The organism is Microbacterium sp. MDV22-iso44 (assembly GCF_058629135.1).
The window spans coordinates 189,919-210,959 of record NZ_JBZVWS010000001.1; the positions used below are offsets into that span (position 1 = coordinate 189,919).

The 21,041-nt window shown below is 69.8% G+C and carries 21 protein-coding genes; 12 read left to right on the forward strand and 9 right to left on the reverse strand.

The window, feature by feature from the left end:
• From AC4NN1_RS00920 to AC4NN1_RS00940, 5 genes are all read right to left on the reverse strand, one after another.
• Nucleotides 1-249, reverse strand: coding sequence for a hypothetical protein (locus AC4NN1_RS00920; protein ID WP_018186575.1), 249 nt, complete (start codon nucleotides 247-249; stop codon nucleotides 1-3).
• Nucleotide 250: 1 nt separating this feature from the next.
• Nucleotides 251-2,827: a valine--tRNA ligase gene (gene valS, locus AC4NN1_RS00925; protein WP_491954313.1), complete on the reverse strand. Its 2,577-nt coding sequence runs from the start codon at nucleotides 2,825-2,827 to the stop codon at nucleotides 251-253.
• Between the two features lie 90 nt (nucleotides 2,828-2,917).
• Entirely contained in the window at nucleotides 2,918-3,727 is an 810-nt protein-coding gene (locus AC4NN1_RS00930) for a MetQ/NlpA family ABC transporter substrate-binding protein (RefSeq protein ID WP_491954314.1), read from the reverse strand.
• 46 nt (nucleotides 3,728-3,773) lie between these two features.
• Nucleotides 3,774-4,466, reverse strand: a complete 693-nt coding sequence (locus tag AC4NN1_RS00935; protein ID WP_311870520.1) for a methionine ABC transporter permease — start codon at nucleotides 4,464-4,466, stop codon at nucleotides 3,774-3,776.
• Nucleotides 4,463-5,206 (reverse strand): methionine ABC transporter ATP-binding protein, encoded by a 744-nt coding sequence (locus AC4NN1_RS00940; protein ID WP_491954315.1) that lies wholly within the window; start codon nucleotides 5,204-5,206, stop codon nucleotides 4,463-4,465. The genes AC4NN1_RS00935 and AC4NN1_RS00940 overlap by 4 nt, the downstream gene beginning before the upstream one ends.
• Before the next feature lie 48 nt (nucleotides 5,207-5,254).
• On the opposite strand from AC4NN1_RS00940, the gene AC4NN1_RS00945 reads away from it, so the two are divergent.
• Entirely contained in the window at nucleotides 5,255-5,668 is a 414-nt protein-coding gene (locus AC4NN1_RS00945) for an OsmC family protein (protein WP_018186581.1), read from the forward strand.
• On the opposite strand, the gene AC4NN1_RS00950 is transcribed toward AC4NN1_RS00945, so the two are convergent.
• The gene (locus AC4NN1_RS00950; RefSeq protein ID WP_020097458.1) at nucleotides 5,665-6,177 is read right to left on the reverse strand and encodes a GNAT family N-acetyltransferase; all 513 of its coding nucleotides are present in this window, start codon (nucleotides 6,175-6,177) and stop codon (nucleotides 5,665-5,667) included. The genes AC4NN1_RS00945 and AC4NN1_RS00950 overlap by 4 nt on opposite strands.
• Nucleotides 6,174-6,836, reverse strand: a complete 663-nt coding sequence (locus AC4NN1_RS00955) for a hypothetical protein (RefSeq protein WP_491954316.1) — start codon at nucleotides 6,834-6,836, stop codon at nucleotides 6,174-6,176. The genes AC4NN1_RS00950 and AC4NN1_RS00955 overlap by 4 nt, the downstream gene beginning before the upstream one ends.
• 221 nt (nucleotides 6,837-7,057) lie before the next feature.
• On the opposite strand from AC4NN1_RS00955, the gene ileS reads away from it, so the two are divergent.
• Genes ileS through ndk form a run of 4 tightly spaced genes read left to right on the forward strand, consistent with a single transcriptional unit; the run spans nucleotide 7,058 to nucleotide 12,606 of the window.
• The gene (gene ileS, locus AC4NN1_RS00960) at nucleotides 7,058-10,435 is read left to right on the forward strand and encodes an isoleucine--tRNA ligase (protein ID WP_491954317.1); all 3,378 of its coding nucleotides are present in this window, start codon (nucleotides 7,058-7,060) and stop codon (nucleotides 10,433-10,435) included.
• Nucleotides 10,432-11,784 (forward strand): bifunctional folylpolyglutamate synthase/dihydrofolate synthase, encoded by a 1,353-nt coding sequence (locus AC4NN1_RS00965; protein ID WP_491954318.1) that lies wholly within the window; start codon nucleotides 10,432-10,434, stop codon nucleotides 11,782-11,784. The genes ileS and AC4NN1_RS00965 overlap by 4 nt, the downstream gene beginning before the upstream one ends.
• On the forward strand, nucleotides 11,781-12,188 hold the full coding sequence (locus AC4NN1_RS00970) for a DUF4233 domain-containing protein (protein ID WP_018186587.1): 408 nt from the start codon (nucleotides 11,781-11,783) through the stop codon (nucleotides 12,186-12,188). The genes AC4NN1_RS00965 and AC4NN1_RS00970 overlap by 4 nt, the downstream gene beginning before the upstream one ends.
• Before the next feature lies 1 nt (nucleotide 12,189).
• The gene (gene ndk, locus AC4NN1_RS00975; protein WP_018186588.1) at nucleotides 12,190-12,606 is read left to right on the forward strand and encodes a nucleoside-diphosphate kinase; all 417 of its coding nucleotides are present in this window, start codon (nucleotides 12,190-12,192) and stop codon (nucleotides 12,604-12,606) included.
• A 52-nt stretch (nucleotides 12,607-12,658) separates the two neighbouring features.
• Here the strand turns inward: ndk and AC4NN1_RS00980 are convergent, their stop codons facing one another.
• Nucleotides 12,659-13,264 carry a vitamin K epoxide reductase family protein gene (locus tag AC4NN1_RS00980; RefSeq protein WP_491954319.1) on the reverse strand — a complete coding sequence of 202 codons (606 nt, stop codon included), beginning with the start codon at nucleotides 13,262-13,264 and terminating at the stop codon, nucleotides 12,659-12,661.
• 299 nt (nucleotides 13,265-13,563) lie between these two features.
• On the opposite strand from AC4NN1_RS00980, the gene AC4NN1_RS00985 reads away from it, so the two are divergent.
• Nucleotides 13,564-15,963, forward strand: coding sequence for an Rne/Rng family ribonuclease (locus AC4NN1_RS00985; RefSeq protein WP_336123535.1), 2,400 nt, complete (start codon nucleotides 13,564-13,566; stop codon nucleotides 15,961-15,963).
• 9 nt (nucleotides 15,964-15,972) lie between these two features.
• Here the strand turns inward: AC4NN1_RS00985 and AC4NN1_RS00990 are convergent, their stop codons facing one another.
• Nucleotides 15,973-16,245: a DUF4031 domain-containing protein gene (locus AC4NN1_RS00990; protein WP_018186591.1), complete on the reverse strand. Its 273-nt coding sequence runs from the start codon at nucleotides 16,243-16,245 to the stop codon at nucleotides 15,973-15,975.
• Nucleotides 16,246-16,456: 211 nt separating this feature from the next.
• Here AC4NN1_RS00990 and rplU point away from each other — a divergent pair, with 211 nt between their 5' ends.
• From rplU to AC4NN1_RS01020, 6 genes are all read left to right on the forward strand, one after another.
• Complete coding sequence (gene rplU, locus AC4NN1_RS00995) at nucleotides 16,457-16,765, forward strand: 50S ribosomal protein L21 (protein WP_026302840.1); 309 nt, start codon at nucleotides 16,457-16,459, stop codon at nucleotides 16,763-16,765.
• Between the two features lie 21 nt (nucleotides 16,766-16,786).
• Nucleotides 16,787-17,044 (forward strand): 50S ribosomal protein L27, encoded by a 258-nt coding sequence (gene rpmA / locus AC4NN1_RS01000; RefSeq protein ID WP_018186593.1) that lies wholly within the window; start codon nucleotides 16,787-16,789, stop codon nucleotides 17,042-17,044.
• A gap of 92 nt (nucleotides 17,045-17,136) precedes the next feature.
• On the forward strand, nucleotides 17,137-18,645 hold the full coding sequence (gene obgE / locus AC4NN1_RS01005; protein ID WP_018186594.1) for a GTPase ObgE: 1,509 nt from the start codon (nucleotides 17,137-17,139) through the stop codon (nucleotides 18,643-18,645).
• Entirely contained in the window at nucleotides 18,642-19,472 is an 831-nt protein-coding gene (gene proB, locus AC4NN1_RS01010; protein ID WP_336123536.1) for a glutamate 5-kinase, read from the forward strand. Before obgE ends, proB begins: the two co-directional genes overlap by 4 nt.
• A 39-nt stretch (nucleotides 19,473-19,511) precedes the next feature.
• Nucleotides 19,512-20,771 (forward strand): glutamate-5-semialdehyde dehydrogenase, encoded by a 1,260-nt coding sequence (locus AC4NN1_RS01015; RefSeq protein ID WP_491954320.1) that lies wholly within the window; start codon nucleotides 19,512-19,514, stop codon nucleotides 20,769-20,771.
• Between the two features lie 44 nt (nucleotides 20,772-20,815).
• Nucleotides 20,816-21,040, forward strand: coding sequence for a hypothetical protein (locus AC4NN1_RS01020; protein WP_018186597.1), 225 nt, complete (start codon nucleotides 20,816-20,818; stop codon nucleotides 21,038-21,040).
• Nucleotide 21,041 lies beyond the last annotated feature (1 nt).

A 21,041-nucleotide genomic window follows, 5' to 3' on the forward strand; every position in this document is an offset into this window, starting at 1 on the left:
TCAGGACATGCCGTCGTCGTCGAGATGACCGACGACGACCTCACCCTCGCGGTCCACGCGCACGACTACGCCGGTGTCGAGTTCCGCGACCGGGCGGCCCTCCAGCCAGGTGAGGGTCCACCGCGGTCGCGGCTGACCGAGCGGATCCTGATCCACGGATGCGTCGACCGCCGCGATCTGCTCGCGCAGGACCTGCGGCACGGCTGCGGGCGGCTGGTCGCCGCTGGTCCACCGGGTTCCGAGTTGCACGTCAGGCCTCCTGCGGGGTGAGGACGATGTCGCCGACCGACACGGTGTCCCCGGCGGCGTAGGACACCTGCGCGATGCGTCCGACGGCGGCGAGGTCGCCCTCGGCGGAGCGGATCGCGTCGAGGGCCGCATCCGGGCCGGTGATCGTCAACGAGTCGACGGGGGTCTTCTGCGAGGCTTTCGCCTCGGTCTTCGCGCGGCGCACCGAGATGAGCGCCTCGCCGACCGTGCGGAGCACGGCAGGGTCGCCCTCGATGCCCACGGGCACAGGCCACTCAGCGGTGTGCACGGACCCCTCCTCGAACCACGACCACGCCTCTTCGGCGGCGAACGACAGGACGGGCGCCAGCAGGCGCAGCAGCGTCGACAGCGCCATACGGAGGGCGAGCGCGGCCGATGCCTGACCGGAGTCGGCCTGGTTATAGGCGCGCTCCTTCACGAGCTCGAGGTAGTCGTCGCAGAACGTCCAGAAGAACGACTCGGTGATCTCGAGGGCGCGGGCGTGGTCGAACGCGTCGAACGCTTTCGTGGCATCCCGGACGACCTGATCGAGGGTCGCGAGCATCGACGCATCGAGCGCGTGCGTGATGCGGGCGTCCTCGGGCACGGGGAACGAGAGCACGAACTTCGCCGCGTTCAGAATCTTGATCGCCAGGCGACGACCGATCTTCACCTGCGTCGGGTTCTGCGGGTCGAACGCCGCATCGGCGCCGAGCCGGCTCGAGGCCGCCCAGTATCGGACGGCGTCGGTGCCGTGCGCGTCGAGGATGTCGGCAGGCGTCACGACGTTGCCCTTCGACTTCGACATCTTCTTGCGGTCGGGGTCGACGATGAAGCCCGAGATGGCGGCATCCGTCCACGGCGCACGGCCGTCCTCGAGGACCGAGCGCACCATGGTCGAGAACAGCCACGTGCGGATGATGTCCTGACCCTGCGGGCGGACGTCGAACGGAGCCACGAGGTCCCAGAGCTCGGGGTCGCGCTCCCACCCGCCCGCGAGCTGCGGGGTGAGGGAGGACGTCGCCCAGGTGTCGAAGATGTCGCGCTCGGCGTCGAAGCCGCCGGGCGCGCCGCGCTGGTCCTCGGTGTAGCCGTCGGGCACGTCCGTGGTCGGGTCGACCGGGAGGCGGGAGACATCCGGGGTCAGCACGCGGTCGTAGTCCCGCTCGCCGTTCTCGTCGAGGCCGTACCAGACCGGGATCGGCACACCGAAGAAGCGCTGGCGAGAGACGAGCCAGTCGCCGGTGAGGCCGTTCGTCCAGTTCTCGTAACGGACGCGCATGAAGTCCGGGTGCCAGCCCATGCCGCGGCCCATCTCGATGAGCTTGTCGCGGAGCTCCGCGTCGCGGGCACCGTTGCGGAGGTACCACTGGCGGGTGGAGACGATCTCGAGCGGGCGGTCGCCCTTCTCGTAGAACTTCACGGGGTGGGTGAAGGGCTTCGAGACCTCGAGCAGCTCACCGGACTCCTGCAGCAGCTCGACGATGCGCTTCTTGGCGCTGAACACCGTCTTGCCGGCGAGTTCCGCGTACGCCGCCTTGGCGGCATCCGTCACGAGCACGTCCGGGGCCTCGTCGATGATGCGGCCGTCGCGGCCGAGGATCGTGCGGTTCGGCAGGTCGAGCTCGCGCCACCAGATGATGTCGGTCACGTCGCCGAACGTGCAGATCATCGCGATGCCGGTGCCCTTGTCCTTCACCGCGAGCGGGTGGGGGAGGACCGGCACCTCGACGTCGAACAGCGGCGTGCGCACGGTCGAGCCGAAGTAGGGCTGATAGCGCTCGTCGTCGGGGTTCGCCACGAGGGCGACGCAGGCGGCCAGCAGCTCGGGACGCGTCGTCTCGATGTGGATGTCGCCCGAGCCGTCGCTCTTGTGGAAGGCGACCCGGTGGTACGAGGCCTGCTGATCGCGGTCCTCGAGCTCGGCCTGCGCGATGGCGGAGCGGAAGTCGATGTCCCAGAGGGTGGGCGCCATGGCCTGGTACGCCTCACCGCGGTCGAGGTTACGCAGGAACGCGAGCTGGCTCGTGCGGATCGTGTCGTCCGAGATGGTCCGGTACGTCTGCGTCCAGTCGACCGAGATGCCGAGCTTGCGGAACAGGTCCTCGAACTGCTTCTCGTCCTCTATCGTCAGCTCCTCGCAGAGCTCGATGAAGTTGCGGCGGCTGATCGGGACCTGGTCAGCCGGCTTCAGGCTCTTCGCGTCGCCGCGGAAGGGCGGCGTGAAGTCCGGGTCGTAGGGCAGCGAGGTGTCGCAGCGCACGCCGTAGTAGTTCTGCACGCGGCGTTCGGTGGGCAGACCGTTGTCGTCCCAGCCCATCGGGTAGAACACCGTCTTGCCGCGCATGCGCTCGTAGCGCACCTTGACGTCCGTGTGCGTGTAGCTGAACACGTGACCGATGTGGAGCGATCCGGATGCCGTCGGGGGAGGTGTGTCGATCGAGAAGACGCCCGCGCGCCCCTTGGCCTTGGCCGCGTCGCGATCGAACAGGTACGTGCCGGCGCCGGACCACGCCGCATCCCACTTCTGCTCGAGGCCTTCCAGGGCGGGCTTGTCGGGAATCTGCGCGTTCGTCATGGTGATGCTCCTCGAGCGATATGTGCGGCACTGTGTGAGCGTGCCTGAGTGTGGGTGCGGCGCCAGTCTACCGCCGGGGTGCGTGCCGGCTCAGAACGCGGTCTCGATGGTCTTGTTGCCGTCGATGATGTCGCGCACGGGGTCGCTCGTGAAGGCGTCGATGAGGGCCTTCGTGGACGCGGCATCCTTGTTCTCACCGGGGACGACCAGCTGGAGGGCGAAACGGTCGTCGAGCTCGGTCAGCAGGCCGTCGTCCTGAGGGGTGAGGCCGAGCGCGGCGATGTGCGAGGGCCACTGGAAGACGAGGTCCGCCTCGTCGTAGGCGGTGTTGAGCTGGTTGATCTGCAGCTCGAGGAACTGCAGGTCCTTCGGGTTCCCGGCGATGTCGTCGAGCGTCGCGGCGTACGGGTCGACGCCCTCGGCGAGGGTGATGATCTTCGCGTCGGCGAGCATCTTCAGCGCTCGCCCGGTGTTCGACGCGTCGTTCGGAATCGCGACGGTCGCGCCCTTCGGCAGGTCGGCGATGTCGTCGAGGGTCTTCGAGTAGAACGCGATCGTGAAGTTGTAGATCGGCTGCACGGCGGTGAGGTCCGCGTCGTTGGCGGCGTTGAACTCCTCCATGTAGGGCTTGTGCTGCGAGAAGTTCGCGTCGATGTCGCCCGCGGCGAGCATCTTGTTGATCGTGACGTAGTCGGCGACCTCGACGAGCTGGATCTTGTAGCCGTCCTCGATCTCGTCGGCCGCGGCTTCGACGATGTCGGTCATCGGCGAGGTCACGGCGCCGACCCGGATGGTCTGAACGTCGCCGCCGCCCTGCGCGGCGGGGGAGGCGCAGCCGGCGAGGAGGGCGACGGCGGCGGCGGTGAGGGCTGCGGCGAGGGTGAGGCGGCGCGGGGACATGGTGCTCCTTGTGGGATGGGGGACGGATGCCGGTGGTGAGCCGGACTCAGCGGTGGTCGAGGCGGACCGAGATCCGCTGGCCGACCGCCTGGATGACGAGGACGATGACGAGGATGACGAGGATCGTGAAGTACATGAGCACGTCGTCGTACTCCTGGTAGCCGTACCGCAGCGCGAAGTCGCCTATGCCGCCGCCACCGACGACTCCGAGCACCGTCGAGTACGAGAGCAGACTGATGCTCGCCGAGGTCAGCGCGTAGACGAGACCCGGCAGGGCTTCGGGCAGCAGGAAGCGCCAGACCGTCTGCGGGACGGTCGCGCCGAGGGTCTGCGCGACACGGGGGATGCCGGGGCTCACCTCGCGGAGAATCTGCTCCACCAGCCGGCCGTAGACGGCCACGGCGACGACGCAGAGCGAGAACGTCGCCGCGGGCGTCCCGAAGGTCGTGCCGTAGACCGCCCGGGTCACGGGGACGAGGAAGACCACGAGCAGCAGGAACGGAAAGGAGCGGATGACGTTGATCAGGAAGTTCGCGACCGACCAGACGAGGCGCTGGGGGCGGATCCCGCCGGGACGGGTCAGGTAGACGGCGGCGCCGAGGGGCAGGCCGAACACCACCGCGGCAGCGAGCGAGACGCCGAGCATGTAGCCGGTCTCGCCGAGGGCCTCGACGAGGTCGTCACCGCGCTCGGCGAGCGACGCTCCCAGGGAGGCGAAGACGTCCTCTGCGCCGCTCATGCGCCGAGCTCCCGCCGTGCGCGATCGAGATAGGTCTCGCGCCCGCCGCGTGCCGACGGCGCGACCGCGAGGATGTCGACGAGCCGACCGTCCTCGAACAGGGCGACCCGATCGCAGACGCTGCGGACGACGTCGAGGTCGTGGGTGACGATGACGATCGTCGTCCCGAAGCGGTCCCGCGCGTCGCGGAGCAGGTCGAGGACCTCGCCCGCGGTCGCCGCGTCGAGCGCGGAGGTGGGCTCGTCGCACAGCAGCAACCGGGGCCGACTCACCAGCGCCCGCGCGATCCCGACCCGCTGGCGCTGCCCGCCGCTGAGCTGCGCGGGGTAGGCATCGGCCCGGTCATCAAGCCCCACGAAGCGCAGCACGTCGTCGACGGCGCTCGCCGTCCGCTCCCGTCGGGGTCGCAGCGAGAGGGCGACCTCGACGTTCTGCCGGACCGTCCGGTTCGACAGCAGGTGGACCCCCTGGAACACGACGCCGATCTCGCGTCGCAGGCGGCGGAGACCGGCGCGGTCGAGGCGGCCGATGTCGGAGCCCAGCACCGCCACGGAGCCTGACGTGGCCGTGACTTCGCCGGTGAGCAGGTTCAGGAGGGTGCTCTTGCCCGCACCGCTCTCGCCGATGATCCCGAGGATCTCGCTTTCGGCGACGGTCAGGTCCACGTCGGCGAGACCCTGCACGCCGCCGGGGTACGCCACGCCCGCACGAGCGAGCTCGACGGGGGACGGGGACAGCACGAAAGGACCTCAAGACGTTGTTGGATGCCGTCCAACTATAGTTCTGCCATGAGCACCAGGTACCGGACCGAGGCGATCAACGACGACGGCGGGACCGGTGTCAGCCGGGTCACGGGCGGCCTGGAGGTCGCGGTGTCGAACCCGCTGAGCCCCGACGCGGACCTCTCGCGGAGCAATCCCGAGCAGCTGCTCGCCCTCGCCTGGGCCACCTGCCTCGACGCCACCCTGCAGGCGATCGTGAAGGGCGCCCAGCGCACGCGGGTGCGCGTCGAGGTCGAGCTCCACGACTCCCCCGAGCGCGGCGGGTACGAGTTCCACGTCACGGCGTTCGTCTCCGCGGAGGGGCGCACGCTCGGCGAGACGGACGAACTCGTCGCGGCCGCGCACGACCGCTGCCCGATCTCGCGCCTGCTGCAGGGGGCGGCGACCGTCGGCATCCGTGCGGAGGACTGGGCCTCCTAGCGGTCCACGGCGAATCCGAGGTGCGGCATGTCGACGCCTCGGTAGCGGGTGACGAAGCGGCGGCGGACCGTCATCCCGAGGCGGATGGCGACGTTCATCGACGCGATGTTCGTGTCGCGGACCTTCGCCCACACGGCCGGGGCGTCGAGCGCGCGGAACGCCCAGTCGCGGGACGCCGCCGCGGCCTCGGTCGCGTACCCCCGCTGCCAGTGCGCCGGGCGGAAGAGGTACCCGACCTCCAGGACCTCGTCGTCGTCGATGCGCTGCCGGGTGATGCCGCACTGCCCGATCATCTCGCCCGGGGCGTCGGCGAGCTCGACGGCCCAGAGCCCGAACCCGTCCTCCGCGTAGCGCTGGAGGTTGCGCTCGAGCCACGCCCGGCACTCGCTCTCGGCGAAAGGCCCCTCGTACGCGGTCATCGCGACCGGGTCGGTGAGGATCGTCCGGAGTGCCGGCAGGTCGTCCTCGCCCATGTCGCGGAGGACGAGCCGCGCCGTCCGCAGGGTCACGCGTCCGTCCTCACGTCGAGGCCGAGGGATGCCGCGAGCGCGAGCGCATGCGAGGTCGCCTGATCGGCGGTCAGGGTGACGCCCCGCAGCATCCGGACGTCCGTGAAGGAGAGCACGTCCGCGCCGCGCAGGTCGACGTCGCCCGCCTGCCACTCCCTGACGTCCATCTCGTCCACCGACGTCTCCGCGAACCGCATCCGCTCCACGCGGGCGCCGGGGAGATCGAGGGTGCCGATGCGGCATCCGGTCACCTCGACGTCTCGGAGCGTCGCACCGCCCGCCGTCAGGTAGTCGATCCGCACGCCGTCCAAAACGAGACCGTCGCAGCGCGCGCGGGACAGGTCGAGGGTCCCGATCCGCCCGCCGCGGACGACGACCGTCCGCCACGTCCCCTCCCGGGCGATCAGCTCGGCCGTCGACACGGCGTCGAGGACGACGTCGGTGAGGATCGCTCCGGTCAGATCGAGCGTCTGAACGGATGCCGCGGCCACGAGACTCTCGCTGATGCGGGTGTGCGCGGCATCCGTCGTCCCGGGGTCGAGGTCGATGCGCGCCTCGGACGTCTCGCCCGACCGGTGGAGCATCGCGGACGAGAACTCCAGGGGGAGATCCGGATCCGGGATGCGGGGAGGCTCGGGACGGATGCGGGAGCGGGCCATGACGCCAGGCTATGCCGACGGTATGATCGTCTGCATCAGCACCGATCCGGCCATCACCGGGGAGCTCTCGGAAGAACAGCGGTCCGCCGCCCAGTAGAACCGAGCGGGGCAGGCCCGTCATCGCCGCAGGTGAGTGGGTGCACCCGGATCCGGGTCGCACCAAGCGGGGTGGTACCGCGGTCCTCGGATCGTCCTCGCAGGACCAGACCTGCAGGAGCGACATGACCTACCCCCGACCTTCCGCCTTCGGCCCCGCCGCCGACGCCCCCGCGGCCGTCGTCCCGAGCCCGCGGTTCCCCGACCTCGAGCGCGACGTCCTCGCGTTCTGGGAGCAGGACGACACGTTCCGAGCGTCGATCGCGCAGCGCGAAGGCGCCGACGAGTGGGTGTTCTACGACGGCCCGCCGTTCGCCAACGGCCTGCCGCACTACGGCCACCTCCTCACCGGTTACGCGAAGGACCTCTTCCCGCGCTTCCAGACGATGCGAGGCAAGAAGGTCGACCGCGTCTTCGGCTGGGACACGCACGGGCTGCCCGCCGAACTCGAGGCGATGAAGCAGCTCGGGATCACCGAGAAGAGCGAGATCGAGGAGATGGGGATCGCCGCCTTCAACGCGAAGGCGCGCTCATCCGTCCTCGAGTACACGCAGGAGTGGGAGAACTACGTCACCCGCCAGGCGCGGTGGGTCGACTTCGAGCGCGGCTACAAGACGCTCGACACCGGGTACATGGAATCCGTCCTCTGGGCCTTCAAGGAGCTGTACGACAAGGACCTCGCCTACGAGGGCCACCGCGTGCTGCCGTACTGCTGGCGCGACGAGACCCCGCTCTCGAACCACGAGCTGCGCATGGACGACGACGTCTACAAGATGCGTCAGGACCCGTCCGTGACGGTGACCTTCCCGCTCGTCGGCGCCAAGGCCGAGGCTCTGGGACTCACGGCGGTCCGCGCCCTCGCCTGGACGACGACCCCGTGGACCCTCCCGACCAACCTCGCGCTCGCCGTCGGCCCCGACATCGAGTACGTCGTCCTGCCGGGCGGTCCTGCCGGAGCCGCCGACGTCCACGAGGACGCCCTCGAGGGTCAGTCGCACCGCTACCTGCTGGCCTCCGACCTGCTCGCGAACTACGCGAAGGACCTCGGCTACGCCTCGGCCGACGAGGCCCGCGAGGCGGTCGACCAGACCGTCCGCGGTGCGGACCTCGCCGACGTCGCGTACGACCGGCTCTTCGACTACTACGCCGACGAGGAGACCTGGGGCACCCAGCACGCCTGGCGCATCCTCGTCGACGACTACGTCACCACGACCGACGGCACGGGCATCGTCCACCAGGCCCCGGCCTACGGTGAGGACGACCAGCGCGTGACGGGGGCCGCCGGCATCCCGCTCATCATGAGCCTCGACGACGGAGGACGCTTCCTGCCGCAGGTGACCGACGTCGCCGGCGAGCTGTGGATGGACGCCAACCGTCCGCTCATCCGCCTGCTGAAGGCCGAGGGCCGGCTCCTGCGCGAGGCGTCGTACGAGCACTCGTACCCGCACTGCTGGCGCTGCCGGAACCCCCTCATCTACAAGGCTGTCTCGAGCTGGTTCGTCCGGGTCACCTCGATCAAGGACCGCCTCGTCGAGCTCAACGAGCAGATCACGTGGGCGCCCGAGAACGTCAAGCACGGCCAGTTCGGCAAGTGGCTCGAGGGCGCCCGCGACTGGTCGATCAGCCGCAACCGGTTCTGGGGTTCGCCGATCCCGGTGTGGAAGAGCGACGACCCCGAGTACCCCCGCGTCGACGTCTACGGCTCGCTCGCGGACCTCGAGCGCGACTTCGGCCGGCTGCCCGTGAACGAGGCGGGCGAGGTCGACCTGCACCGGCCGTTCATCGATGACCTGACCCGTCCGAACCCCGACGACCCGACCGGGCAGTCGACGATGCGCCGCATCGAGGACGTCTTCGACGTGTGGTTCGACTCCGGCTCGATGCCGTACGCGCAGGTGCACTACCCGTTCGAGAACCACGAGTGGTTCGACGAGCACGCCCCCGCCGACTTCATCGTCGAGTACATCGGGCAGACCCGCGGCTGGTTCTACGTCATGCACGTCCTGTCGGGCGCGCTCTTCGACCGCCCGGCGTTCTCGGGCGTCGCCTGCCACGGCATCGTGCTCGGCAGCGACGGTCAGAAGATGTCGAAGTCGCTGCGCAACTACCCGGACGTCAGTGAGGTCTTCGACCGCGACGGCTCCGACGCGATGCGCTGGTTCCTCATGAGCTCGTCGGTCCTGCGCGGCGGCAACCTCGTCGTCACCGAGGAGGGCATCCGTTCGGGCGTCCGCGAGTTCCTGCTGCCGCTGTGGAACGCGTGGTACTTCTTCTCGACGTACGCGAACGCGGCCGGCGGCCAAGACGGTGCCGGCTACGAGGCGACGCGACGGACGGACTCCACGAACGTCCTCGACCGCCACATCCTGGCGCTCACGGGCGACCTGGTCCGCGACGTCGCCGCGGACCTCGAGGCCCTCGACTCGACGATGGCGGCCGCGAAGCTCCGCGAGTTCGCCGAGGCGCTGACCAACTGGTACATCCGTCGCTCGCGCGACCGGTTCTGGGTGGGGGTGGATGCCGCCGAACCGACCACGACGGAGGCGTTCGACACGCTCTACACGGTGCTCGAGACGCTCACCCGCGTCGCGGCTCCGCTCATCCCGCTCGTCTCCGAACGCATCTGGCAGGGTCTCACCGGGGGGCGGAGCGTCCACCTCGAGGACTGGCAGGACGCCGACGAGTTCGCCCCGGCATCCGACATCCGCGAAGCGATGGACACCGTCCGCGAGGTCTCGTCCGTCGCGAACGCGCTGCGCAAGAAGGAGGGCAAGCGCGTGCGTCTGCCGCTCGCGAACCTCACGGTCGCGGTGGGCGGTGCCGACGCGCTCGCGCAGTTCGAGGACATCGTGCGCGACGAGCTCAACGTCAAGGCCGTTCAGGTCGTCGAGCTCACCGACGGCCTGGCCGAGCAGTACGGCATCAGCCAGCGCCTCGCCGTCAACGCGCGTGCGGCGGGTCCGCGCCTCGGCAAGCAGGTCCAGCACGTCATCAAGGGTGCCAAGGCGGGCCTGTGGACCGAGGAGGACGGCGTGGTCGTCGTCGACGGCATCGCGCTCGAACCGGGGGAGTACGACCTCACGCTCGAGGCGGGCGGCGTCGCCGAGGGCACCGCGATCGCGCTCCTGCCGCGAGGCGGGTTCGTCCTGCTCGACACCACGACGACGCCCGAGCTCGAGGCCGAGGGTCTCGCGCGCGACGTCATCCGCGCCGTGCAGGACGCCCGCAAGGCCGCCGGGTTCGAGGTGAGCGACCGCATCGCGCTGCAGCTCACCTTCGACGACGACGGCGACGCCGAGGCGGTCGCGGCGGCGTTCGACGTCGCCGACGTCGCGGGGGAGACCCTCTCGGTCGCCGACCTCGTCGCCACCGCCGACGGCACCGCCCTCCGCGGCGAGGCCTTGCGCTCGAGCCCCGAGCACACGGCATCCGTCCCCGCCGGCACCTACGCGAATGCCGGCTCCTTCACGATCGGCGTGCGCCGGATCGGAGCGACCTCATGAGCGACCGGACACGAGCGGATGCCGTCTACGCGGCACTCCTGGAACGGCAGGGGGAGCGCTGGGTCGAACCCCGGGTCGAGCGCACCCGTCGCGCGCTGGAACTCCTCGGCGACCCGCAGCGGAGCTACCGCGTCATCCACGTGACGGGCACGAACGGCAAGACCTCGACGAGCCGCATCGCCGAGTCGATCGTCCGGGCCCACGGGCTCCGGACCGGGCTCTTCACCAGCCCGCACCTGCAGCGCTTCACCGAACGGATCATGGTCGACGGCGAGCCCATCGCCGATGCCGCGATCGCGGACGCATGGGATGAGATCGCGCCCATCGTCGCGCTCGTCGACGAAGAGCTCGACGGCACGGACGAGCCTCCGCTGACCTTCTTCGAGCTGCTCACCGTGCTCGGCTTCGTCGCGTTCGCCGACGCCCCCGTCGACGTCGCGGTGATCGAAGTGGGCATGGGTGGTGCGTGGGACTCGACGAACACCGCCGACGGCGACGTCGCGGTGTTCGCGCCGATCGACATCGACCACGCCGACAAGCTCGGCGACACGATCGGCGAGATCGCCACCGTGAAGTCCGGCATCATCAAGCCGAACGCCGCCGTGGTGTCCGCGGCCCAGCAGACCGCAGCGCTCAGCGTGCTGACGACGGCGGCTCGGGCTCAGGGCGCGTCCCTGGCCGTCGAGGGGGAGCAGTTCGGCCTGCTCGACCAGAAGCTCGCCGTCGGCGGTCAGCTGCTGACGGTCCGCGGGCTCGCGGCCACGTACGACGAGCTCTACCTGCCGCTGTACGGCGCGCACCAGGGCCACAACGCCGCGCTGGCGATCGCGGCCGTCGAGTCGCTCATCGGGGGAGCGTCGCAGCCCATCGCCGCCGACGTGCTCGCCGACGGCCTCGGCAACGTGACCTCGCCCGGACGTCTTCAGCTCGTCGGCATCGCGCCCACCGTCCTCGTCGACAGTGCGCACAACCCGCACGGTGCCCGCTCGCTGGTCGCAGCCCTGGGGGACTCGTTCGACTTCGACGACTGGGGTCTCGTGCTCGGTGCCTTCGCCGACAAGGACGTCGCCGGGATCGTCCAGACGCTCGCCCCCGCGGTCGCGCACGTGTTCGCGACCGCCCCCGAGTCCGACCGGGCGGAGGAGCCGGATGCCGTCGCCGACCTCGTCGAGCAGACCGAGACGCCCGTGACGGTGCACCGCGACCTCGCCGAGGCGGCCGAGGCGGCACGCGCGTGGGCGGCGGAATCCGATCGCCGCGCGGTGGTCATCGCCGGCAGCGTCGTGCTCGCCGGCGAGGCGGTCGTCCTGGCCGAGGCGGAGGACTGGAAGTCGGGGTACCGCTCGTGAGCAGGTCGTCGCGTCCGCCCCGTCCGCGCCGGCAGCGCGGCGCGCGGGAGTCGCTCCTGTCGGTGATCCTCGGCTTCGAGTCCATCGTCGCCTTCCTCGCCGGTCTGTCGGTCTACGGGCTCCGTGCGCTCCCGCAGGGGATCGAGCCGTGGTGGGGGATCGTCGGCGGTGTCACCCTCGGCATCCTGATGATCGTCGTCAGTGCGTTCACCCGGTATCGCGCGGGAGTCATCGCCGGCGGACTGCTGCAGGTCGTCGTCGCGCTGGGTGCGTTCCTCGTGCCGGCCGTCCTGATCGCGGCCGCCGTTTTCGGCGCGTTGTACGTGTATGGCACCATCAAGGGCGGCGCGCTCGACGAGCGCAACGCCACACTCGCCGCCGAGGCGGAGAAGAACGGAGACTGACATGGCCACCGAACAGACACTCGTCCTCGTGAAGCCCGACGGCGTCGCGCGCGGACTGACCGGCGCGATCCTCGCCCGCATCGAGGCGAAGGGGTACTCGCTCGTCGACATCCGCCTGGTCGACCCCGATCGCGAGCGCCTCGAGCAGCACTACGCCGAGCACGAGGGCAAGCCGTTCTACGAGCCGCTCCTCGAGTTCATGATGTCGGGCCCGTCCGTGGCGATCCGCCTCGCCGGCAACCGCGTCATCGAGGGTTTCCGCTCGCTCGCGGGGACCACCGACCCGACGACGGCCGCACCCGGCACGATCCGCGGGGACTTCGGACGCGACTGGGGCCTCGCCGTTCAGCAGAACCTCGTGCACGGCAGCGACAGCGCCGAGTCCGCGAACCGGGAGCTCGCGATTTGGTTCGACTGACGACACGTCGTCACGCGCCCGTCCCGATCACCGGGGCGGGCGCGTCGTCGTCTCAGCGGGTGAACTCGGAGATCCAGTCCAGTCGCGCCTGAGCGATCACGCCCACCACCGCGAACGCCACGATGGCCATGAGCGGTGTCCAGGGCATGAGCGCGTCCGCGCGTCGTCGGACGGCGGCGGATGCCGGGATCGCCCCTTCGCGGACCAGGTGGACGGCGACGGCGAAGAACGTCGGGATCGTCACCGACCACGTCACCATGCACCAGGGGCAGAGGGTGGCCAGCACGAAGATGCTCTGCGTGATGAGCCAGAGGACGAACGCGAACGCAGCGGTCACGCCGAGCCCGAACAGCAGCCAGAACCACTTCGCGAAGCGCGCCCCGGCCAGCAGCGCCGCACCCACAACGATCGGAGCGACCCACCCGGTGAGGCCGAGGATCGGGTTCGGGAACCCGAACACCGACCCCTGGGCCGAGTCGAGGTTCTTCCCGCACTGGACGAGAAGGCTGATGTCGCAGGATGCCGACGAGCCGGGGTTCTCCAGGAGCGAGAACTTCTCGGTGGTCAGTGCGAACGCCGCGATCCACCCCACGACGCCGGCGAAGATCAGCCAGAGTGCGAAGACGGTCGGGCGGGGAGAGCGGGTCCGCGTGGTCATGTCGGCGATTATCCCATCGGGATTGATCACCTTTCTGATGCGCCGGCCGTGCATATCGGAGAGCTCCGGTCACGGTTCGGGTCCGGGTAGTGGGATAATGGGGCTCGACGTCCCCGCGGCCGCGCCGCCAAGATGTCACCAGAAGACTTCGGGCGATCACGCCCGCGCAGCATCACCCCGCCGAGTGTGCGGGGATCGGCTGCAGACCGAATGAGTTCGCGGCACCTCCGAGACCGGAGCGTCGCCGCCCGATTTTCGCCGGACGGCACGCGGGGCCGTCGGCTGGGAGTAGGCCAGAGATGGCAGATGACACGAACGACACGACAGCGACCGACGCGATCGATGGGGATCTGACGGCCACGGCCGACCAGACCGCCGAGGTGGCGTCGTCCGATCAGGATGCAGCTCAGCTCGAGCAGCAGGTCGAGCCCGAGCAGGACGTCCAGTCCTCCGGTTCCGAGGAGCCGGTGGAAGACGCTCCGTCCACGGAGGCCGCTCAGCCGGTCGAAGCCGAGCAGCCTGCCGAGCCCGAGCAGTCCGCCGAGCCGGAGCAGCCTGCTGAGCCGGAGCAGCCCACCGAGCCGGAGCAGCCTGCCGAGCCGACGATCCCGACGGCGGTCAGCCTCGGGCTCCTGCCCGAACAGTTCGTCTCGGCCGTGTCGACGGCCCTCCACTTCTACGCCCCCGAGGTCCCGCCGTTGCCGGCTGCGGCGCGCGACGAGCGCGACCGGGACGACCGCGGCCGGGACGACCGTGGGCGTGACGACCGTGATGAGCCGTCCGCCGAGTCCGGCGGCAGCTCGCGTCGTCGCAACCGTCGTCGCGGTGGCAACGCCGTCGAGCAGAACGACGAGCCGGTCGCGCCCCGCCGCCGCGCCGTCGAGGTCATCACCGAGCCGCAGCGGATCAAGGGATCCACGCGACTCGAAGCCAAGAAGCAGCGCCGTCGCGACGGGCGCGAAGCCGGTCGTCGCCGCGCCGTCGTCACCGAGGCCGAGTTCCTCGCCCGCCGCGAGTCCGTCGATCGCGACATGATCGTCCGCTCGCGCGGCGGTCGCATCCAGATCGGCGTGCTCGAGGACAACGTCCTCGTCGAGCACTACGTCGCCCGCAACCAGGATGCGTCGCTCATCGGCAACGTGTACCTCGGTCGCGTGCAGAACGTCCTCCCCAGCATGGAGGCGGCCTTCGTCGACATCGGTCGCGGCCGCAACGCCGTGCTGTACTCCGGTGAGGTCGACTGGGATGCCGTCGAGACCGGCAACCAGCCCCGCCGGATCGAGCTGGCACTCAAGTCCGGCGACCGTGTCCTCGTGCAGGTCACGAAGGACCCCGTCGGCCACAAGGGCGCCCGCCTGACGAGCCAGATCTCCCTTCCGGGTCGCTACCTGGTGTACGTTCCCGGCGGCGCCATGAACGGCATCTCGCGGAAGCTCCCCGACACCGAGCGTGCTCGCCTGAAGAAGATCCTCAAGGAGGTCCTCCCGGAGTCGTCCGGCGTCATCGTGCGCACGGCCGCCGAGGGCGCGACCGAGGAGCAGCTGACGAGGGACGTCCAGCGGCTCACCTCGCAGTGGGAGCACATCAGCACGCAGGCGCAGACCGGGCAGGCTCCGGCGCTCCTGCACTCGGAGCCCGACCTCCTGGTCAAGATCGTCCGCGATGTCTTCAACGAGGACTTCCGCAAGATGCTCATCCAGGGCGACGAGGCATACGAGACCATCACGTCGTACCTGACGGGCGTCGCTCCCGACCTGCTCGAGCGCATCGAGAAGTACGAGGGCGAGCAGGACCCGTTCGACGTCTTCCGCGTCACCGAGCAGATCGAGAAGGCGCTGGATCGCAAGGTCTGGCTGCCCTCCGGTGGTTCCCTCGTCATCGACCGCACCGAGGCGATGACGGTCGTCGACGTCAACACCGGCAAGTTCGTCGGCACCGGCGGAAACCTCGAAGAGACGGTCACGAAGAACAACCTCGAGGCCGCGGAGGAGATCGTCCGCCAGCTGCGCCTTCGCGACATCGGCGGCATCATCGTCGTCGACTTCATCGACATGGTGCTCGAGTCCAACCGCGACCTCGTCCTCCGCCGCCTCGTCGAGTGCCTGAGCCGCGACCGGACGAAGCACCAGGTCGCCGAGGTCACCTCGCTCGGCCTCGTGCAGATGACTCGCAAGAAGATCGGCCTCGGCCTGCTCGAGACGTTCAGCGAGGCGTGCGAGGTGTGCGCTGGTCGAGGCGTCATCGTCCACCACGACCCCGTCGTCAAGCACCGTTCCTCGGGTGGCGACCGCGGCAACGGCAACGGTGGCAACAACGGGAACAACCGCCGTCCGCGCCAGAACAGCGGTTCGTCGCAGAATCAGGGCGCAAACGCCCCCGCCGCGGCACCCGGCCACACCCACGTCATCACGGAGGGTGTGAAGTCCGCGCTCGCGCAGATCGCGGCATCCACCATCCAGCCTCACGAGGAGGCGGCCGCGGCCGCTGCGGAGGAGCAGGTCGCCGAGCGGCCCGAGCGCGCCAAGCGTCCCCGTCGCAAGAAGGCGGATGCCGCGCCGAAGACCGATGCCGATCGTCTGCTCGACTCGGTCCTCGAGGCGCTCCCCGAGCCGAAGGCTCCGGGTCAGGGCCGCGCGCGCCGTCGTGTGACGACGGCCGCCCTCACGGGCACACCCGTCCAGACGGCTCCGGAGGACTGATCCGGCGCGTCACCGCCCCCGACGTTGGCGGGCGGTGACGCGCAGTCCCGAGGCGATCAGTCGGCGCACGAGCTCGTGCGCGCCGACCTGCTCGGCGCCGCCGGCGACCAGGCGCGCGATCGCGTCCTCCGGGACGTCGTAGTGGTCGCGATCGAATGCACGCGGCGGGATGCCGTGGGTCGCCGCGAAGGCGTGCAGCTCATCCAGGTCGCTGTCCGAGACCAGGTGGGCCCACAGCCTGCCGTGGGCGGGCCACATCGCGGAGTCGACGAGAACGGTCATCCGCCGATCTTAGGCGGGCGCGTCCCGGGCGGGACCGCGCGCGACGCGCCGGAGGTCGCTTTTGCCCTCACTGCGGGGATCGGGTATTCTGGTCCCTTGGTGCGTCACGTGTCGCAGGCAGTTGCGATGCAGAGCCTGGCTTCCGCACCATGACTTCCAGTCTCATCAGACAATCGGAGCCGTGCGCTCCACAGAAGAAACAAGGTGTGAAGTGGTTTACGCAGTTGTGCGCGCCGGTGGCCGTCAGGAGAAGGTTCAGGTCGGAACGATCGTCGTCCTCGACCGTCAGTCGGCCAAGATCGGCGACAAGATCGAGCTCCCCGCCGTCCTGTTCGTCGACGGCGACGCCGTGACGACCGACGCCGACAAGCTCGCCAAGGTCAAGGTCACCGCCGAGGTCGTCGGCGAAGAGCGTGGTCCGAAGATCATCATCCAGAAGTTCAAGAACAAGACCGGCTACAAGAAGCGCCAGGGCCACCGCCAGGACCTCACGCGCGTCAAGATCACCGGCATCAAGTAAGTAGCCGAGAGGACACGAGAGATGGCACACAAAAAGGGCGCAAGCTCCACCCGTAACGGTCGTGACTCCAACGCACAGCGCCTCGGCGTGAAGCGGTTCGGTGGTCAGAAGGTCCTCGCCGGCGAGATCATCGTCCGTCAGCGCGGCACCCACTTCCACCCCGGCGCCGATGTCGGCCGCGGTGGCGACGACACGCTGTTCGCTCTGGCCGCCGGTGCGGTCGAGTTCGGCACGAAGGGCGGCCGCAAGGTCGTCAACATCGTGCCGGTCGCTGAGTGACCACACACAATCCTTGACGAGGGGCGGGCTGCGGCCCGCCCCTCGCTTTTTCCCCGCCGACCGTGGTCGGCTTCCCCGTCAGGAGACACCGCATGGTGACGTTCGTCGATCGCGTGACGCTGCATTTGAGCGCAGGCAAGGGCGGCAACGGCTGCGTGTCCGTGAAGCGCGAGAAGTTCAAGCCTCTCGCCGGTCCTGACGGCGGCAACGGGGGGCACGGCGGCGACATCATCCTCGTGTCCGACCCCCAGGTCACCACCCTGCTCTCGTACCACCACTCGCCGCACCGTTCCGCCGGTAACGGCGGCTTCGGCATGGGAGACCACCGCTCCGGAGCCCAGGGCGAGCCGCTCGAGCTCCAGGTGCCCGTCGGAACCGTCGTCAAGGACGAGACCGGTGAGGTCCTCGTCGACATGGCGACGCCCGGCATCCGCTTCGTCGTCGCCCCCGGCGGCCAGGGTGGTCTCGGCAACGCGGCGCTCGCGAACCCGAAGCGCAAGGCGCCCGGATTCGCACTCCTGGGTACCCCGGGGTGGGAGGGCGACGTTCAGCTCGAGCTGAAGACCGTCGCTGACGTGGCTCTGGTCGGGTTCCCGTCGGCCGGCAAGTCGAGCCTCATCGCGGCCATCTCGGCGGCGCGGCCCAAGATCGCCGACTACCCGTTCACGACGCTGCACCCGAACCTCGGTGTCGTCCAGGCCGGCGATGCCCGCTACACCGTGGCCGACGTCCCCGGGCTGATCGAAGGCGCGAGCGAGGGCAAGGGCCTCGGGCTCGAGTTCCTCCGCCACGTCGAGCGTTGCACGGCCCTCGTCCACGTGCTCGATTGCGCGACGCTGGAGCCCGGTCGCGACCCCATCAGCGACCTCGACGTGATCCTGGCCGAGCTCGCCGCCTACCCCGTTCCCGAGGGGCAGATTCCACTGCTCGAACGGCCGCAGCTCGTCGCGCTGAACAAGCTCGACGTGCCCGAGGCGAAGGAGCTCGCAGATCTCGTTCGCCCTGAGCTCGAGCAGCGCGGATTCCGTGTCTTCGACATCTCGACGGTCAGCCGCGACGGCCTCCGTCAGCTGACGTTCGCCCTCGGTGAGATCGTCGAGGAGCACCGTGCGGCGCTGGCCGCGGCGCCCGCTCCCGAGCGCGTCGTCATCCGCCCGCAGGGAACGAAGAAGGACTTCGAGATCCGCGTCGAGGGTGGCACCTACGGCAACATCTACCGCATCCTCGGCGACAAGCCGGTGCGGTGGGTGCAGCAGACGGACTTCCAGAACGAAGAGGCCGTCGGCTTCCTGGCCGACCGCCTCGAGAAGCTCGGCGTGGAGGACGGCCTCTTCAAGGCCGGTGCGCAGGCCGGGTCGACGGTCGTCATCGGCGCCGGCGACGGGATCGTCTTCGACTGGCACCCCTCGCTCGGGTCCGCAGCCGAGCTCATGACCGCGCCGCGTGGCACGGATCCCCGACTCGACCTGAACCCCCGTCGCACGACCTCGCAGCGCCGTGATCGCTATCACGAGCGGATGGATGCCAAGGCCGAGGCGCGCGCCGAGCTCGAGTCCGAGCGGATCGCTGCGACGCGCGGGGAGGACGAGGACGAGTCGTGACGCTGCAGGACCGTGCCGGGCTCGCGGGCGCACGCCGCGTCGTCGTCAAGGTGGGCTCGTCGTCCATCAGTGGTGAGAACGCGGAGAAGATCGGGCCGATCGTCGATGCCCTGGCCGAGGCGCACGCCCGCGGGACCGAGGTCGTCCTGGTGTCCTCGGGTGCGATCGCGACCGGGATGCCGTTCCTGCTGCTCGACGCCCGTCCGAGCGACCTCGCGACGCAGCAGGCCGCGGCCGCCGTCGGGCAGAACGTCCTGATCTACCGCTACCAGGAGGCCCTTCGGCCCTTCGACATCGTCGCCGGGCAGGTGCTCCTGACCGCGGGGGACCTCGAGAACCCGACGCACCGTTCCAACGCCCGACGGGCCATGGAACGCCTCCTGGGCCTGCGCATCCTCCCGATCGTCAACGAGAACGACACCGTCGCGACCCACGAGATCCGCTTCGGCGACAACGACCGATTGGCGGCCCTCGTGGCTCAGCTCGTGGGCGCCGACGCCCTCGTGCTCCTGAGCGACATCGAGACTCTCTACACGCGCCCGCCGGACGAGCCGGGCGCCACCCCGATCATCGACGTCGCGTACGGCGACGATCTGTCGGGCTATCAGTTCGGGTCCGTCGTGGTGAACAGTGTCGGCACGGGCGGAGCGGCGACGAAGGCCTCGGCCGCTCGGCTGGCAGCATCCGCCGGGATCGCGGTGCTCGTCACGAGCGCCGACCTCGTGCACGACGCGCTGCGGGGCGAACAGGTGGGCACCTGGTTCGCACCGAACCCCCAGCCCGCCGCTCCCGTGACTACCGCTCCGGTGCGGGTCGACGGCACCTGACACGCTGAGGCCCGGCATCCGCCGCCCTAGACTTGGCGGATGACGATCACCGCTGCCACGCCCCAGGAGCGCATGCATTCGGCGCGGACCGCCTCGCGGTCGCTGGGACTGCTGACGGATGCCGCCAAGACCGCTCTCCTGCGTTCGATCGCGGAGGCCATCGATGCGAACGTCGACGAGATCGTCGCCGCGAACGCGGACGACGTCTCGCGCGGGCGAGCTGACGGCCTCACGACGGGGCTCATCGACCGGCTCACCCTCGACGGCAGTCGGGTCGCGGCCCTCGCGACGGCGGTGCGCGACGTCGCCCAGCTGCCCGACCCCGTCGGACGCGTCCTCGACGACCGCGTTCTCGACAACGGGCTGCACCTGCAGAAGGTCTCCGTGCCGTTCGGTGTGATCGGGTCGATCTACGAGGCTCGTCCCAACGTGACCGTCGACATCGCCGCCCTCGCGCTCCGTTCGGGGAACGCGGTGGTGCTGCGAGGGGGGAGTGCTGCGCAGTCGACCAATGCGGCGCTGATCTCGGTGATGAGGGGCGCTCTCGCCGACGCCGGCGTCGACCCCGAGGCGATCCAGACCGTCGACGACTTCGGACGCGATGGTGCGCGGGCCCTCATGCGGGCGCGCGGCCTCGTCGACGTCCTCGTGCCGCGGGGGAGCGCGCAGCTCATCGAGACCGTCGTCACCGAGTCCTCCGTCCCCGTCATCGAAACCGGCGCCGGCGTCGTGCACATCGTCCTCGACGCGACCGCACCGCTGGACTGGGCGACCGACATCGTCGTCAACGCGAAGGTGCAGCGTCCGAGTGTCTGCAATGCGGTGGAGACCGTCCTCGTGCACCGCGATGCGGCATCCCGTCTCCTGCCCTCCGTCATCGAGGCTCTGCAGGAACGCGGCGTGACCGTCCACGGCGATGCCGCCGCGGCATCCTTCGGGCGGGATGTCGTACCCGCGACCGACGAGGACTGGGCCACCGAGCACATGAGCCTCGACATCTCGATCCGCGTCGTCGACGACCTCGACGACGCGCTGGCTCACATCCGGCGCTACTCGACGCAGCACACCGAATCGATCATCACGACCGACGACGACGTCGCCGAACGGTTCCTGGCCGAAGTGGATGCCGCCGTCGTGATGGTCAACGCGTCGACCCGGTTCACCGACGGGGGAGAGTTCGGCTTCGGCGCCGAGGTGGGGATCTCGACCCAGAAGCTCCACGCCCGAGGGCCCATGGGGCTGCCCGAACTGACGACCACGAAGTGGTTGGCGCGGGGCGCCGGGCAGATCCGGTCCTGACCGCCTAAACTGTTCCTGCACCCGACCCCTCGAACGGAGCCCGAATGAACTTCGCGACGACCATCGTCCTCGCCGCAGCCGAGACTGAGCACCACGGTGGAAACGTCATGGCCACGACCTACGGGTACGGCATCGTGGCTTTCGCGCTGTTCATGCTGCTGGGCCTCGTGAGCCTGTCGTACCGCAACGTGGCCAACCGTCACGCCCACAAGGCGGAGGCGTACGCCGCGAAGAACCCCGTGCAGCAGGCGGGCCACGGCCACCACTGAG

What these genes read in the sequence shown, in the direction of transcription:
- valS (WP_491954313.1), bottom strand. Translation starts at nt 2,827, where the DNA reads ATGACGAACGCGCAGATTCCCGACAAGCCCGCCCTGGAAGGCCTCGAG.
- AC4NN1_RS00930 (WP_491954314.1), bottom strand. Translation starts at nt 3,727, where the DNA reads ATGTCCCCGCGCCGCCTCACCCTCGCCGCAGCCCTCACCGCCGCCGCC.
- AC4NN1_RS00935 (WP_311870520.1), bottom strand. Translation starts at nt 4,466, where the DNA reads ATGAGCGGCGCAGAGGACGTCTTCGCCTCCCTGGGAGCGTCGCTCGCC.
- AC4NN1_RS00945 (WP_018186581.1), top strand. Translation starts at nt 5,255, where the DNA reads ATGAGCACCAGGTACCGGACCGAGGCGATCAACGACGACGGCGGGACC.
- AC4NN1_RS00955 (WP_491954316.1), bottom strand. Translation starts at nt 6,836, where the DNA reads ATGGCCCGCTCCCGCATCCGTCCCGAGCCTCCCCGCATCCCGGATCCG.
- ileS (WP_491954317.1), top strand. Translation starts at nt 7,058, where the DNA reads ATGACCTACCCCCGACCTTCCGCCTTCGGCCCCGCCGCCGACGCCCCC.
- AC4NN1_RS00965 (WP_491954318.1), top strand. Translation starts at nt 10,432, where the DNA reads ATGAGCGACCGGACACGAGCGGATGCCGTCTACGCGGCACTCCTGGAA.
- ndk (WP_018186588.1), top strand. Translation starts at nt 12,190, where the DNA reads ATGGCCACCGAACAGACACTCGTCCTCGTGAAGCCCGACGGCGTCGCG.
- AC4NN1_RS00980 (WP_491954319.1), bottom strand. Translation starts at nt 13,264, where the DNA reads ATGACCACGCGGACCCGCTCTCCCCGCCCGACCGTCTTCGCACTCTGG.
- AC4NN1_RS00985 (WP_336123535.1), top strand. Translation starts at nt 13,564, where the DNA reads ATGGCAGATGACACGAACGACACGACAGCGACCGACGCGATCGATGGG.
- AC4NN1_RS00990 (WP_018186591.1), bottom strand. Translation starts at nt 16,245, where the DNA reads ATGACCGTTCTCGTCGACTCCGCGATGTGGCCCGCCCACGGCAGGCTG.
- rpmA (WP_018186593.1), top strand. Translation starts at nt 16,787, where the DNA reads ATGGCACACAAAAAGGGCGCAAGCTCCACCCGTAACGGTCGTGACTCC.
- obgE (WP_018186594.1), top strand. Translation starts at nt 17,137, where the DNA reads ATGGTGACGTTCGTCGATCGCGTGACGCTGCATTTGAGCGCAGGCAAG.
- AC4NN1_RS01015 (WP_491954320.1), top strand. Translation starts at nt 19,512, where the DNA reads ATGACGATCACCGCTGCCACGCCCCAGGAGCGCATGCATTCGGCGCGG.
- AC4NN1_RS01020 (WP_018186597.1), top strand. Translation starts at nt 20,816, where the DNA reads ATGAACTTCGCGACGACCATCGTCCTCGCCGCAGCCGAGACTGAGCAC.